The sequence below is a fragment of the Streptomyces iconiensis genome (genome assembly GCF_028657195.3).
GTDB lineage: Bacteria > Actinomycetota > Actinomycetes > Streptomycetales > Streptomycetaceae > Streptomyces > Streptomyces iconiensis.
In genome coordinates this window covers 24327-39110 of sequence record NZ_JANCPR020000008.1, presented here as the reverse complement: position 1 = coordinate 39110, position 14784 = coordinate 24327, and the positions used below count along the sequence as shown (strand labels likewise).

At 68.5% G+C, this 14784-nt stretch carries 9 protein-coding genes; 2 read left to right on the top strand and 7 right to left on the bottom strand.

Features of this window, described 5'->3' with window-relative positions:
* Window positions 1–105: 105 nt before the first annotated feature.
* The 3 genes from NMN56_RS09805 to NMN56_RS09795 form a co-directional block, all read right to left on the bottom strand.
* Window positions 106–1905 (bottom strand): BCCT family transporter, encoded by a 1800-nt coding sequence (locus NMN56_RS09805; protein ID WP_274038791.1) that lies wholly within the window; start codon window positions 1903–1905, stop codon window positions 106–108.
* A gap of 211 nt (window positions 1906–2116) precedes the next feature.
* A complete protein-coding gene (locus NMN56_RS09800) occupies window positions 2117–4729 on the bottom strand; it encodes an ABC transporter permease/substrate binding protein (protein ID WP_274038790.1) in 2613 nt (870 codons plus the stop codon).
* Window positions 4722–5834, bottom strand: coding sequence for a quaternary amine ABC transporter ATP-binding protein (locus tag NMN56_RS09795; RefSeq protein ID WP_274038789.1), 1113 nt, complete (start codon window positions 5832–5834; stop codon window positions 4722–4724). Before NMN56_RS09795 ends, NMN56_RS09800 begins: the two co-directional genes overlap by 8 nt.
* A 315-nt stretch (window positions 5835–6149) precedes the next feature.
* On the opposite strand from NMN56_RS09795, the gene NMN56_RS09790 reads away from it, so the two are divergent.
* Together NMN56_RS09790 and NMN56_RS09785 are read left to right on the top strand one after the other, a co-directional pair.
* On the top strand, window positions 6150–7055 hold the full coding sequence (locus tag NMN56_RS09790; RefSeq protein WP_274039346.1) for a 5'-3' exonuclease: 906 nt from the start codon (window positions 6150–6152) through the stop codon (window positions 7053–7055).
* A 66-nt stretch (window positions 7056–7121) separates the two neighbouring features.
* Window positions 7122–7970, top strand: coding sequence for a siderophore-interacting protein (locus NMN56_RS09785; protein WP_274038788.1), 849 nt, complete (start codon window positions 7122–7124; stop codon window positions 7968–7970).
* 243 nt (window positions 7971–8213) lie between these two features.
* On the opposite strand, the gene NMN56_RS09780 is transcribed toward NMN56_RS09785, so the two are convergent.
* The 4 genes from NMN56_RS09780 to tatC all read right to left on the bottom strand — a co-directional run bounded on the left by NMN56_RS09780 (window position 8214) and on the right by tatC (window position 14757).
* The gene (locus tag NMN56_RS09780; RefSeq protein WP_280842580.1) at window positions 8214–9389 is read right to left on the bottom strand and encodes a phosphatidylinositol-specific phospholipase C1-like protein; all 1176 of its coding nucleotides are present in this window, start codon (window positions 9387–9389) and stop codon (window positions 8214–8216) included.
* A 182-nt stretch (window positions 9390–9571) separates the two neighbouring features.
* A complete protein-coding gene (locus NMN56_RS09775; protein ID WP_274038786.1) occupies window positions 9572–10705 on the bottom strand; it encodes an epoxide hydrolase family protein in 1134 nt (377 codons plus the stop codon).
* Between the two features lie 120 nt (window positions 10706–10825).
* On the bottom strand, window positions 10826–13645 hold the full coding sequence (locus NMN56_RS09770) for a DEAD/DEAH box helicase (RefSeq protein ID WP_274038785.1): 2820 nt from the start codon (window positions 13643–13645) through the stop codon (window positions 10826–10828).
* Window positions 13646–13797: 152 nt separating this feature from the next.
* A complete protein-coding gene (gene tatC, locus NMN56_RS09765) occupies window positions 13798–14757 on the bottom strand; it encodes a twin-arginine translocase subunit TatC (protein ID WP_274038784.1) in 960 nt (319 codons plus the stop codon).
* Window positions 14758–14784 lie beyond the last annotated feature (27 nt).

Sequence of the window (14784 nt, the reverse complement as noted above, 5' to 3'; positions counted from 1 at the left end):
CCGGCCGCGCACAGTCCGGGCACGGCGAACCGGCCGCGAACGGCACTGTGCGGTGCCGGAGGGCGATCCGGCACCGCACAGCAGTGAGCAACTCGGGGTGAAACGCTAGCCGTTGGGTTCCGGCGGTGTCTCCTTCGACAGCCTGTCCGTGGCGTCTTCCTTCCGCACCTCGCCTTCTCCCACAGCGGGCTCTCCCGCCGCGCCGACCGCCGCCTTCTCCTTCGGCGGGCCGCCATCCGCTTCGTTGCCGCCGTCCTCGATCAGCGCGACGGCATGGTCGACCAGCCGGTCGTGCTCGGCGGCACGCTCGGCCGCCATGTACGCGTGGCGCTCACGCGTGAAGGCGATCGCGGTGGCAAGACACATGCCGATCATGATGACGCTGAACGGCAGCGCGATGATGATCGCGGATGTCTTCAGTGTGTTGAGCGAATCCGCGCTGGCCAGGTCGGAGGCGAGCAAGAGCGCTGCGGCCACGGCTCCTTCCATCAGCGCCCAGAACACCCGGCTCCACACCGGCGGGTTGAGAGCACCCCCGGAGGACAGCATGTCCACCACGAACGAGGCGGAGTCGGAGGACGTGACGAAGAACAGCACGATCAGCAGGATGGCGATACCCGCGAACAAGGTGCCGCCCGGCAGCGTCTCCAGCACCTGGAAGAGCGCGTTGTCCGTACTGACGGCCCCGTCGACCAGGTAGTCCTCCTTGCCGGACGACTGCCCCTGCACGGCGGTGCCGCCGAAGACCGCGAACCAGAAGAACGTCAGCAGTGTCGGCACGAGCAGCACGCCGCAGACGAACTCGCGCACCGTACGGCCCCGCGAGATACGGGCGATGAAGACGCCGACGAAGGGCGCCCAGGAGATCCACCAGCCCCAGTAGAAGACGGTCCAGGTGTTCACGAAGCTGGTGCCGTCGTCGCCCTGGGAGGCGCCCGTGTCGAAGCTCAGCCGCAGGAGGTTCTGGAAGTACCCGCCGAGGTTCTGGACGAAGCCGTTGGCGATGAACAGCGTGGGACCGGCGACGACCACGAACAGCAGCAGGACGGCGGCCAGAACCATGTTGATGTTCGACAGCCACTTGATGCCCTTGCCGATACCGGTCACCACGGAGAGCGTGGCCAGACCGGTGATGGCGGCGATCAGGACGACCAGCAGCGGCTTGCCGGGACTGTCGACCCAGTCCAGGAAGCCGAGGCCGCTGGATATCTGCATCACACCAAGACCGAGCGAGGTCGCCACGCCGAACAGCGTGCCCACGACGGCGATGATGTCGATGACATCGCCCCACCAGCCCTTGACCCGGTCGCCGAGCAGCGGCTCCAGCGCCCAGCGGATCGAGACGGGCCGGTTCTTGCGGTGCACCGCGTACGCGACGGCGAGCCCGACGACCACGTAGATCGCCCAGGGGTGGACGCCCCAGTGCAGGAACGTCTGCACCATCGCGGCCTCGGACTTGGCCGCGTCGCCGGAACCCGTGCCCGGTTTGGGCGCGGTGAAGAAGTTCAGGGGCTCGGCCGCTCCCCAGTAGACGAGACCGATGCCCATGCCGGCCGCGAAGAGCATCGCGAACCAGGAGCCGGTGGAGAACTCCGGCTTCGAGTCGTCCTTGCCCAGCTTGATCCGCCCGAACCGGCCCAGGCCGATCCAGAGGACGAAGACGACGAACAGGGAGGTCAGGGCCATGTAGTACCAGCCCAGTTTGTCCCCGATGCCCTCTTGGACGCTGGCCACCTGCTTCGCCGCGTCCTCCTGGCCGAGCACGGCGTAGAGGACGAAAGCCAGGATGATCACAGCGGCGGGTACGAAGACCCGGAACGAGACCGAGGCAGACAACCGCCCGATCCCCGTCACCTCCTGCAGGTCCTGCTCGTTCGGTGGGTTTGCCTTCGGTTGCGTGGCCACGCACTCAACCTTTCTGCGGTCAGGGGCAGTTGACGACGGAGCCAGGAACACACCCGGCTCGGGTTGGCGCGCCTTCCCCGAACAAGCAGGATCACTCGTCACAGAAAGATTTCCGACCGGCAACGGGCTGTTACACGAAGCGGACCCCCGCCCTCACGTGTGTGAGTGCGGGGGTCCGCTGTCCGTCGTACGGGACGGCCGTGCCTGCGCCTTACTTGACCGGAGCCAGCTCGTCGACGAGACCGGGCCGCTTGTCCATCCACTTGCGAACGGACTGCTTCTCCTTGCCCTTGCCGCCCTTCTGGATCGCCGCCTCCAGCGAACCGAGGTCCTTCTCGGACATCTTGAAGTTCTTCAGCCAGCCGTTCAGCTCGGGGAAGTCCTTCCCGAAGTCCTTCTTGGCGGTCACGTGGATCTTGTCACCCTTGCCCCAGGCACCCTTGGGGTCCTTGAGCTTCTTCATGGGGTACTTGCTGTAGACCCAGTGGGGCGACCACGTGGTGGCCAGGACGGGCTTGCCCTGCTTCACGGAGCGGTCGACCTCCGAGAGCATCGAGGAGGTGCTGGAGGAGACGACCTTGTACTCCTTGTCCAGGCCGTACTCCTTCAGGACCGACTTGAGCACCTTCATCTCGCCCGCGCTGGACTCGATACCGGTGATCTTGCCGCCGAACTTGTCGCTCTTGCCCTTCAGGTCCGCCAGCGAGTCGATGCCCTTGACGCTCTTGGGCACGGACAGCTCCAGCGAGGTGGGCCCGTACCAGGCACCGACGTCCGTGAGCTTCGATCTGTACTTCTTCCAGTACTGCTCATGCGTCGTCGGCAGCCAGGAGTCGGTCTGGAAGTCCGTCTGGCCCTGCGCCATGGACGTGTACAGCGGACCGGGGTCGAGCTGCTTCACGTTCGGCTTGTAGCCGCGGTCCTCAAGGATGTTCTGCCACAGGTACGTGGTCGCGATGGCCTCGTCCCAGGGGAAGTAGCCCATCTTGACCGGCTTGCCCGCGTCCTTGCCCTTCTCCTTCTCGCCGCCCGGTACGGGGGCGAACTTGTCCAGGAAGCCGGGGTGATCCTTGAGCCACTTGCGGACGGCGTCCTGCTCCTTGCCCTGGCCAGCGCCCTGGATCTGGTCCTCCAGGGAGGTGAGCTGCTTCTCGGACATCTTGAAGTTCTTCAGCCAGTTGGCGACCGTCGGCTCGTCCTTCGAGAAGCCCTTACGGCCCACGCTGTAGAGCTTCTCGCCCTTGCCGAAGGAACCCTTGGGGTCCTTGAGCTTCGTCAGGTCGTTGGCGTTGTACGCCCAGTGCGGCGACCAGAGCGTGACGACCACCGGCTCGTGCTTCTGGATGGAGCGCTTCAGCTCGGCCAGCATCGAGGAGGTGCTGGAGGAGACGACCTTGTACTCGCCCTCCAGGCCGTAGTCCTTGAGGACCTTGTCCTTGAGGATCTTCATCTCGCCGGCGCTGGACTCGATGCCGATGATCTTGCCCTTGAACTTCTTGCCCTGACCCTTGAGGTCCTCAAGGGACTTCACGCCCTTGACGTACGAGGGAACGGTCAGCTCAAGGGAGGTCGGGCCGTACCAGTCGCCCAGCTTCTCCATCTTGGAGTGGTACTTGTCCCAGTACTGCTTGTGCGTGGTGGGCAGCCAGGCGTCCGTCTGGAAGTCGACGTCGCCCTTGGCGATACCGGAGTAGAGCGGACCGGCGTCGAGCTGCTTGAGGTCCGGCTTGTAGCCGCGCTCCTCCAGCATCTCCTTCCACAGGTACGAGGTCGCGATGCCCTCGTCCCACGGGATGTAGCCCATGTTGAGCTTCTTGCCCTTGCCCACGTCGGTGGAGGCGGTGGTCTTGCTGTCACCCGTACCCGCGAGGTTCATACCGCCCGCGACGAGCGCCAGGACGACGACACCGCAGAGGGCGACGGCCGTACCGGGGCGGTAGCGCACGAAGCGCATACGGCCCAGCGCCGCTGTGGCCTTGGCCGCCGCGCGGCGGCCGAGCGGCGAGACACGGGCGTTGAGGGCACCGGTCATGCGGTCCAGGTACATGGCGAGGATGACCACGCCGATACCGGACTCGACACCGAGCCCGACCTGCACCTGGGTGACGGCCGCGTAGACGCTCTCACCGAGGCCGGGGGCACCGGCCATACCGGCGATGACGACCATGGACAGCGCCAGCATGATGACCTGGTTGATACCGGCCATGATCGTCGGCAGCGCCAGCGGGAACTGCACGCGCGTGAGCGTGTGCTTGGGGCTGGTGCCGAACGCCTCGGCGGCCTCGACCAGTTCCCCGTCGACCTGCCGGATGCCCAGCTCCGTCATGCGCACGCCGGGCGGCATGGAGAAGACGATCGTCGCCAGCAGACCCGGGGTCGTGCCGACGGAGAAGAACATGACGCCGGGGATGAGGTAGACGAAGGCGGGCATCGTCTGCATCACGTCGAGCACCGGCCGCATGAAGGTGCTGAACGCCTTGTTGCGCGCGGCCCAGACACCCAGCGGTACGGCGATCGCGATGGTGATCACCGCTGCGGCGAGCACCAGCGAAAGCGTCTGCATCGCCTCGTTCCACAAGCCGAACGAGTCGATCAGAGCGAATCCGATCAGGGTGGCCACAGCGGCGAGCAGCCCGCGCAGCCAGAAGGCGATCACGGCGAGGATCGCGGCGAACAGCAGCGGCTCAGCGCCGCCGAGCACCGCGTTGATGCCGTCGTACAGGCCCGTCAGGACCTTGTTGATGAAGTCGAACAGAACCGAGAAGTGCACCTGGAGCCAGTCGACAGCACTCTCGACCCAGTTACCGGGATGGAACTCAGGCACGTGCGGTCACCCCGGCTGCGTCCGGACCACGCTCGGTGTCGTTCGGCTCCGCGATGCCGTTCACCTGGGGCTCCTCGGCCAGCGCCGACAACAGCCGCTCCCGGTCGATGACGCCCACAGGGGTGCCCGACTCGTCCGTGACGATCATCGCGTCCTCGCTGTTGGAGAACGGCGTGAACAGCTCGGCGATGGGGGTCTCGGCCGTGACGGTCGAGGCGTCCTCCAGCTCGCCGCCGCTCTGCATCGCGGCGCTGTCGGACTTGGTGTCCTCCATGATCGAACCGGCGGTGAGCACCCGCGAGCGGTCCACGTCCTGGATGAAGGAGGCGACGTAGTCGGTGGCCGGGCGGACGAGGATGTCCTCGGCAGTGCCGTTCTGGACGATCCTGCCGTCCTTCATCACGGCGATACGGTCGCCGAGACGCATGGCCTCGTTGAGGTCGTGGGTGATGAAGACGATGGTCTTCTTCAGCGTCTTCTGCAGCTCCAGGAGCTGGTCCTGCATGTCCCGCCGAATCAGCGGGTCGAGCGCACTGAAGGACTCGTCCATCAGCAGCAGGTCAGCGTCGGTGGCGAGCGCGCGGGCGAGGCCGACGCGCTGCTGCATACCGCCGGACAGCTCGTCGGGCCAGGAGTTCTCCCAGCCCTTGAGCCCGGCCAGATGCAGTGCCTCTGTGGCGCGCTCCTCGCGCTCCTCGCGAGGTACGCCCTGCACCTCCAGCCCGTATCCGGCGTTCTCCATGACGCTGCGGTGGGGGAAGAGTGCGAAGTGCTGGAAGACCATGCTGATCTTCCGGGCCCGTACCGCACGCAGTTCGCGGGGCTTGAGGGCCGTCACGTCGTCACCGTCGAACAGGACGCGTCCGGAGGTGGGCTCCAGGAGGCCGTTGAGCATACGCAGCAGCGTGGACTTACCGGAGCCGGAGAGCCCCATGACCACGAATATCTGCCCCTCTTCGACCTCGAAGGAGGCGTCGATCACGGCCGCTGTGGTGCCCTGTGCACGCAACTCGTCACGGTCGGCACCGGCCTCCAGCCGGGATACGGCCTGGTCTGATCTCCTCCCGAACACCTTGTACAAGTGTTCAGCTCTCAGCCTGGACACATTCACCTCTTGGATTGACAACAGTTGACCGGCATCCCCGCACGCTGTTGATGGAGCGGTGCATATAAAACACTCAAACGGCGCATACCAGAAAAGTGCACCCTACACCAGGCTTCACCGAGGGGGCTCCTGCTCAGAGATCGCGATCTCAAACCGTTCGTGACGCTGTTCATAACCGCGAATCCGGAAACGCCGGCCACCCAGGGCCGGGAATCACGGGCCGGTCCCGCTGTCGGTGCCGTGCGGCATCATCGGTCCGTGACGATGCACACAGCGAACCCAACGCCCCACGCGGACACGGACGGTAACCGTCTGATGCTCCTCGACACCGCCTCGCTCTACTTCCGCGCGTACTTCGGAGTCCCCGACACCGTCCGCGCGCCCGACGGCACCCCCGTCAACGCCGTGCGCGGACTGCTCGACTTCATCGCGCGCCTGGTCCAGGACCGCCACCCCGACCAGCTCGTTGCCTGCATGGACTTCGACTGGCGCCCCCAGTGGCGGGTCGAGCTGATCCCCTCGTACAAGGCGCACCGCGTGGCCGAAGAAGCCCAGGAAGACCCCGACACGGAGGAGATCCCCGACGCGCTCTCCCCCCAGGTCCCGGTGATCGACGAAGTGCTCGACGCACTGGGCATCGCCCGCGTGGGAGCCGCGGGTTACGAGGCGGACGACGTGATCGGCACGCTCACCGCACGTGCGACGGGACCGGTCGATGTCGTGACCGGCGACCGCGACCTCTTCCAGCTCGTCGACGACGCCCGCGCCGTGCGGGTGCTCTATCCCGTGAAGGGCGTGGGCAACCTGGACATCTACGACGGCGCAGCGCTCCGCGAGAAGTACGGCGTCGACGGGGCCGGTTATGTGGACCTCGCCCTCATGCGCGGCGACCCGAGCGACGGGCTGCCCGGGGTGCGTGGCGTCGGCGAGAAGACCGCGGCCAAGCTGCTCACGGAGTACGGGGATCTCGCCGGGATCGTGGCGGCCGTCGGGGACCCCACCTCGCGGATCACCCCGGCGCAGCGCAAGAGGTTCGAGGAGGCACGCCCCTACCTCGCCGTAGCGCCGAAGGTCGTGCGGGTCGCCGACGACGTGGAGCTGCCCGCCTTCGACCCGGCGCTGCCGACCGCGCCGCGCGACCCGGCGGCGCTGGAGAAGCTCGCCGAACGCTGGGGCCTGGGCGGTTCGCTGAGCCGTCTTCTCTCCACCCTGGCCGCATGATCTGTTAGGTTAGGCATGCCTAACTGAATAGATGGCGACGACACCGAAGTGCTCAGGGAGGCCCTCGTGGCAGACCGTCCGGCTCGAAAGAAGCCCCAGCTCCATCACGCCCAGGTGGTGCGCACCGAGCAGCTGACCCCCCACATGGTGCGGGTCGTCCTCGGCGGTGAGGGCCTGGCGAACTTCACGGCCGGTGACTGCACCGACCACTACGTCAAGCTCCTCTTCCCCGTGCCCGGTGTCTCCTACCCCGAGCCCTTCGACATCGCCCAGATCAGGGCCGACATGCCCCGCGACCAGTGGCCCGCGACGCGTACGTACACCGTGCGTGAATGGGAGCCTTCCGCACGGGAGTTGACCGTCGACTTCGTCGTGCACGGCGACTCGGGTCTCGCGGGCCCGTGGGCACGCGACGCACGTCCCGGCGACACCCTGCGCCTCCTCGGCCCGGGCGGCGAGTACGCTCCCTCCCCCGACGCCGACTGGCACCTGCTCGCCGGCGACGAGAGCGCGCTGCCCGCCATCGCCGCGGCGCTCGCCCGGATGCCCGCGGGAGCACCCGTGCGCGCCTTCATCGAGGTCGCGGGCCCCGAGGAGGAGCAGCCGCTCGACGTTCCCCTCGGCGCCGAGGTGGTCTGGCTGCACCGGGGGAACACACCGGTCGGACAGAAGCTGACCGCCGCCGTCCTCGGCCTCGACTTCCCGCCCGGGCGCGTGCACGCGTTCGTCCACGGCGAGGCCGGCTTCGTCAAGGAACTCCGCCGCTTCCTCCGCCTGGACCAGGGCATCCCCCGCGAGCAGCTGTCCATCTCCGGCTACTGGCGCCTCGGTTCCGACGAGGACGGCTGGCAGGCCGCCAAGCGGGACTGGAACGCACAGGTCGAAGCCGAGCAGGAGGCACAGGCCGTCGCCTGACGGTCCCGTGCGTGCCTTCTCCCCGGGTGCCGCCCTCGTCCCTCGTCCCCGTGTGCCGCCTCGCGAGACGCCCCCGTACTGCGGGCCTCCCGCGAGGCGGCTTCGTTCTGCGCGGGCCTCGCGCGGAGGCGGGCTCGTGCGCAGGCGGGCTCGTGCGGCCTCGCGCCCCTCCCCCGCCGCACCCGGCGTTCGCCCGGAACGTGCATCCGGGGCCGGCCGAAGTCCGGCTCGCCCCGCGGCACTTCACTCCAGCGCGCCCCGCGGGCATGTACGCACCGTGACGGGGTTGCAGCGCACGGCGGCGTCGGTACGCGGCAGCTCCGCCACGTAGTCGGACCCGTACCGCGCCGCGAGCCCCGGAACGGGGAAGTCCGTGCTCACCATCTGCGCCCCGGACGACAGCGCGTCCCGCAGCATCGCGGTGTCACCGGACGTGGCCTGTGCGAGCGGCACGTCGGAACGGGTCCGCACGTAGTAGCCGCGCTTCACCAGATCCCGGATCACCGCCTTGTTCGCGCCGGTCGGATCGTTCACTTTCATAAACGCCGCGTCCGCGCGCCCCGGTTCGGAGTCCGTGAACAGCACCCGCCCCTGAAGGCTCTCGCGACCCCCCGCGCGGTACGCGTCCTGAATGCCCTGTGCATCGTTGTCCATGAAGAACATGGTCTTGCCCCGGGTATCCCGTACTTTGGGCCAGCCCCGTTCGAGAACTGAACGTTCCAGGCTCTTGCCCGGGCGCCGGATGTCGTCGGCCGTGACCGTATCGCGGTCGGGGAAGACGGTGCGGATCTCCGCGTCGAGCGCGTCGAGCATCGCGGTGTCCCAGGGCGGGCTCTTGGCACCGCCCCGCTCCTCCAGGCGCGGGTCGGTCTGCTTGAGTTCGAGCAGGATCGGCACGGCCACGTGCCCCGGCTGCTCGTCGGACCACTCCTTGACCTGCCGCAGACAGCCGCGCAGCGTCACGCAGGTGGTGCGGTAGTCGAAGTCCGCCCAGTGCAGCACCTTGAAGCCGGGCTTCTTCCAGTCGGGGTCGGAAAGCGCGGGCAGCCCGGCCTGTTTACGGATCAACGGGTCGGCGTACAGGCCGCCTTGGGGGTCGGGGAAGACATCCAGCTCGATGCCCCGCGCACGCTGGCGCTCGAACTGTACGGGCAGCGAGGCATGGCTGTAGAGCAGCGTCTGCCAGTTCGGATCGTGCTGGGACATGATCTGCTGCTCGGCGAAGGACGCCTCACGGTGGTAGCTGTTGTGCGTGGCCATCGACTGAACCTGCGTGAGCCGCAGGTCCCGTGCGGGATCGCCGCCATGAGCGGCTCCTTCTGGCTGTGCCTGCGCGGCTGACGAGAGCGCCGCGACAGCGGCGACCGCGAACACGGCCGAGGCCCAGCGGCGGACCAGGGATCTGCTCTTCGTACGCACATCGGCCCCCTGTCGGGTACGGGACGCGCGGGAGGCCGCGCGCCACACGAAACGCTGCCGGGCCCGTACGGCGTGTACGTGCCCGGCAGTTGACGCACCGCTGAACATCCCGCCCGGCGCACCACCCGTCAACACCGCGTGCCCCCGGCGCCCACGGCTCGGCGCGGTTCGGTGCCCGCGGCTCAGCGCACCCTGGCGAAGAACGCGCGTATGTCGGCAGCCAGCGCGTCCGGCCGGTCCATGGCCAGGAAGTGGTGCCCCCCGGGGTTGCCGGTGGGCCAGTGCGGGATCTCGGTGTGCCGTTCGGCGAGGCGGCGGATGCCGGGAGGCCCGCTGTAGACGCCGGTCGGCGCCGCGCGGTTGCCCCGGGGCCAGGCGAACCCGGCGCTCTCGTAGTACGGCCACGCCGACGAACCGAATGTGCCCGTCAGCCAGTAGAGGCTCAGGTTGGTCAGGAACAGGTCCGTGTCGACGGCCTCGTCGAGCGGCTTGCCCGAGGCGTTGAACTCGTGGAACTTCTGCGCCATCCACGCCAGTGCCCCCACGGGCGAGTCGTGCCAGCCGTACGCGAAGGTCTGCGGGGCCGCGCGCAGCAGCGCGTGGTGGTCGACCCCGTGCATCCAGTCCTGGCCCATGAGCGCTTCGTAGGAGGCCCGTTCCTCCTGCGTCAGCTCCGGCAGGTCCTCCTCCGTGGGGAAACCGAGCCCGCCGATGAGGTACACCCCGGCCACCCGCGCGGGGTCGGCAGCGGCCACCTCAGGTGCGACGTAGGCCCCGAAGTCGTCACCCTGGGCGCCGTAGCGCTCGTACCCCAGGCGCCGCATCAGACGGGCCCACAGTTCTGCCACGCGCCGCGCGCTCCAGCCCTCCTCAGCGGGCGGCGCGGAGAAGCCGAACCCCGGCAGCGAGGGCACGACGACGTGGAACGCCTGCGCCGGGTCCCCACCGTGTGCCCGGGGATCGGTCAGCGGTCCGATGAGACGGGCGAACTCCACGAAGGAGTTGGGCCAGCCGTGGGTGAGCACGAGCGGCAGCGCGTCGGGCTCGGGCGAACGTACGTGCAGGAAGTGCACGTCCTGGCCGTCGATCCCGGTCATGAACTGCGGGAAGCGGTTCAGCTCCGCCTCCCGCTCACGCCAGTCGAAACCGTCGCGCCACCGCGCCGCCAGCCGGCGCAGACATGTGCCGGGCACACCCCTGCTCCAGCCCTCGCCCGGCAGCTCACGCGGCCAGCGGGTACGGGCCAGGCGCTCGCGCAGATCATCCAGGTCGGTCTGCGGGACGTCGATACGGAAGGGCCGGATCTGTGAGGTCATGGCAGCACGGTAGAAGCCCTTGCGGACAGCTACCGTCCGCAAGGGCTCCCCCGGCGACTTCACGCGCATACGATGCCCCGTCCACGCAGGCACCCACGTACGCCCTCCGGCGCAGGCGCGTCAGCCGACGCTGGAGTAGGCGACAACTCCCCGCAGCATGCCGTCGATCGCCTTACGCGCGTTCTTCGGCACGGTGCCGACATCCGGCGCTGCGGCGGCCAACTGGCCCAGCACGTCGATGACCTGCTTGCACCAGCGCACGAAGTCGCCCGCCGGCATGTCCGCCTCGCGCAGCACCTCGTCGAGCCCGTGGCCTTCGGCCCAGCGGTACGCCGCCCAGGCGAATCCCAGGTCGGGCTCGCGCTGGCCGACGCCCTCGGCAGCGGTGATGCGGTGGTCCTCCTCCAGAGCGTCCAGCCGGCCCCAGATCCGCACCATCTCGCTGAGCGCCGTACGGGCCCTGCCACCGGGCAGCTTGGGCGGCAGCGCGTCGTCGGCGCTGCGCGACTCGTACACCAAAGCGGAGACACAGGCGGCCAGTTCGGCCGGCGGCAGGCCCTCCCACACCCCGTCCCGCAGGCACTCGGAGGCCAGCAGGTCCAGCTCTCCGTAGAGCCGCCCCAGTACCCGGCCGTCCTCGGAGACATGGTCGCCGCTGAGGTAGTCCAGCTCGCTCAGCAGCGCGTACACCCTGTCGAAGGTCCGCGCGATCGTGTTCGTACGCCCCTCGATGCGCCGCTCCAGCTGCCGCGTGTCCCGCTTGAGCCGCTGATACCGCTCGGCCCAGCGTGCGTGGTCCTCCCGCTCGTCGCAGCCGTGGCACGGGTGCCGGCGGATCTCGGCGCGCAGCCGCGTGATCTCGGTGTCGTCAGCCGCCTCCGAGCGCTCCTTGCGGTGCCGGGGCGCGACATGGTGCCCGGCCTTCGTCCGCAGCGCGGAGGCGAGGTCCCGGCGGGACTGCGGGCTGCGCGCGTTGAACGACTTGGGGACGCGCATCCTGTCCAGCGGCTCGACAGGCACCGGGAAGTCCATCGCGGCCAGCCGCTTGACCTGCCGCTGCGCGGTCAGCACGAGCGGGCGCGGCCCCTCGGGCTCCGAGTGCCGGTCGTACCCCCTGCGGTGGCCCGGGCCGCGCCCGGAGCCGACGCCGGGGTCCAGCACGAGGGCGAGGCCCGCGTACTTGCCCGTGGGCACGTGGATGACATCGCCGGGCTTGAGCTTCTCCAGCGCCGCGGCTGCCTGCACTCGGCGCTGCGCCGCGCCCTGCTTGGCCAACTCCGTCTCGCGGTCCTTCAGTTCGCGCCGCAGCCGCGCGTACTCCTCGAAGTCGCCGAGGTGGCAGGTCATCGAGGCGCGGTACCCCTCAAGGCCCTCCTCGTTCTTCTGCACCTGCCGCGAGATGCCGACGACGGAGCGGTCCGCCTGGAACTGCGCGAACGAGGTCTCCAGCAGCTCCCGCGAGCGGTGTCTGCCGAACTGCGCGACGAGGTTGACCGCCATGTTGTACGACGGTTTGAAGGAGGAACGCAGCGGATACGTACGCGCTCCCGCGAGCCCCGCGAGCGCTCCGGGGTCCATGCCGCGCTGCCACAGCACGACGGCGTGCCCCTCGATGTCGATGCCGCGCCGCCCGGCCCTGCCGGTGAGCTGCGTGAACTCGCCGGGCGTGATGTCGGCGTGCTGCTCGCCGTTCCACTTGACGAGCTTCTCCAACACCACCGAGCGCGCCGGCATGTTGATGCCCAGGGCGAGGGTCTCGGTCGCGAAGACCGCCTTCACGAGGCCCCGTACGAACAGCTCCTCGACGACCTCCTTGAAGGTCGGCAGCATGCCCGCGTGGTGCGCTGCGATACCGCGCTCCAGGCCCTCCAGCCACTCGAAGTAGCCCAGCACGTGCAGGTCCTGGTCGGGGATGTCGGCGGTGCGTTCCTCGACGATCTCCCGGACCCTGGCACGCGCGGGAGCGTCGTTGAGCCGCAGGCCCGAGTACAGGCACTGCTGGACGGCGGCCTCGCAGCCCGCGCGGCTGAAGATGAACGTGATGGCGGGCAGCAGGCCCTCGGAGTCCAGCCTGTCGATGACCTCAGGACGGCTCGGCGTCCACGTACGGGCACGCTGGCGGCGCTCACGCTCCCGGTCGGCCTCCCGCTTCGGACGGCCGCCTCCGCGGCGGTCCCTGGGGTTGCCCGGCCTGCTGTTCTCGATCCGGGCCATGCGCACGAGGTCGGGGTTGACCTCGCGCTTCTCCCCCGACTCCTCGAACAGGTCGTACATCCGCCGGCCCGCGAGCACGTGCTGCCACAGCGGAACGGGCCGGTGCTCGGAGACGACCACCTCGGTGTCACCGCGCACGGTGTCCAGCCAGTCACCGAACTCCTCCGCGTTCGAGACCGTGGCCGACAGCGAGACGAGGGCCACCGACTCGGGGAGGTGGATGATGACTTCCTCCCACACGGCGCCCCGGAAGCGGTCCGAGAGGTAGTGCACCTCGTCCATGACGACGTAGCCCAGCCCCAGCAGGGACTTGGACCCGGCGTAGAGCATGTTCCGCAGCACCTCGGTCGTCATCACGACGACGGGGGCCTCGGAGTTGACGCTGTTGTCGCCGGTCAGCAGACCGACCTTGGAGGCGCCGTATCTTTTGACCAGGTCGCCGTACTTCTGGTTCGACAGCGCCTTGATCGGGGTGGTGTAGAAACACTTGCGGCCCTGCGTCAGGGCCAGGTGGACGGCGAACTCGCCCACAATGGTCTTGCCTGAGCCGGTCGGCGCCGCGACCAGCACTCCCTTTCCTGCTTCGAGGGCTTGGCACGACTCGATCTGGAACGGATCGAGATCGAAGTCGTACATGTCACGGAAGGGAGCGAGGGCGGTGGCCTGGTCGGCCGCACGCCGACGGGCCGCCGAGTATCGCTCTGCTGGGGACAGGTCCTCGGTCATCGTGTCTACGAGCGTACCGGCCACGTCTGACAGAACTCACGATCTTTACCGGCACATGGCCCAAAACCCATGGTCAGAGCGTTCCGCGCATACGCGGGGTCAGCAGGAGAGGGCAGCGGGTGACCGGCTGCTCAGCTGCGTAAGGGGGCCGCTCAGGTGGCGTCGTCGTAACCGTTCATCCGGTTCGGTCCGCCCGCGCCGTCGTCGGAGACGGAGCGCGGCGCCGGTACGGAGTCGGTGGAGGCGACGGGTTCCGGAACGTCGTCGAGCGTGGACGCCTCGTCGTCGTCCAGGCCCGCGTACGGGCTGGCGCGCCTGCGGCGGCGGTCGTTGAAGAGCGAGATGGCGACGGCACCGAAGTAGAGCAGGACGATGGGCGCCGCCAGCGCGCACATCGTCAGCGGGTCACCTGTCGGTGTCGCGACGGCCGCGAAGATCGTGATGCCCAGCACCATCCCTCGCCACCAGCCCAGCAGACGCTTCCCGCTGAGGATGCCGCCGAGGTTCAACAGGACCAGCAGCAGCGGCAGTTCGAAGGCGAGCCCGAAGACGATCACCAGACGGGTGACGATGTCGAGGAAGTCGTCCAGCGGGATCAGGTTGCCCGTGCCCTCGGGGCTGAAGTCCAGCAAGGTCTTGGCAGCCGTCGGCAGGACGACGTAGGCCAGGCAGGCACCCGCGAGGAACAGCGGCACGCCGACTCCGACGAAGGAGCGCGCGTACTTCTTCTCGTGCTTGTGCAGGCCGGGGGCGAGGAAGCCCCACAGCTGGTAGAGCCAGATCGGCGAGGCGACGACGACGCCCGCCGTGAGGGCCACCTTGAGCATGATCGTGAAGGGCGCGATCAGGCCGTTGATGGTGATCTCGGCGCAGGTCTCGCCTTCCTTGGCGGCCTCGCCGAAGCCCTTCGTGCAGCCCACCGAGTCGCGGACGGGGTCCATCAGGAAGTCGGCGATCTGCTTGTAATAGACCATCGCCACGATGGTGACGACAAGGATCGCCAGCACGGACTTCATCAAGCGGTTGCGCAGCTCACGCAGATGATCCGCGAGGGGCATCCGGCCCTCGGGATCTCTTTCCCGCTTACCCTGGTTACGGGCGGACTTGAGCAACCCTCGTCCTCAGTCTCGAAGTGTCGG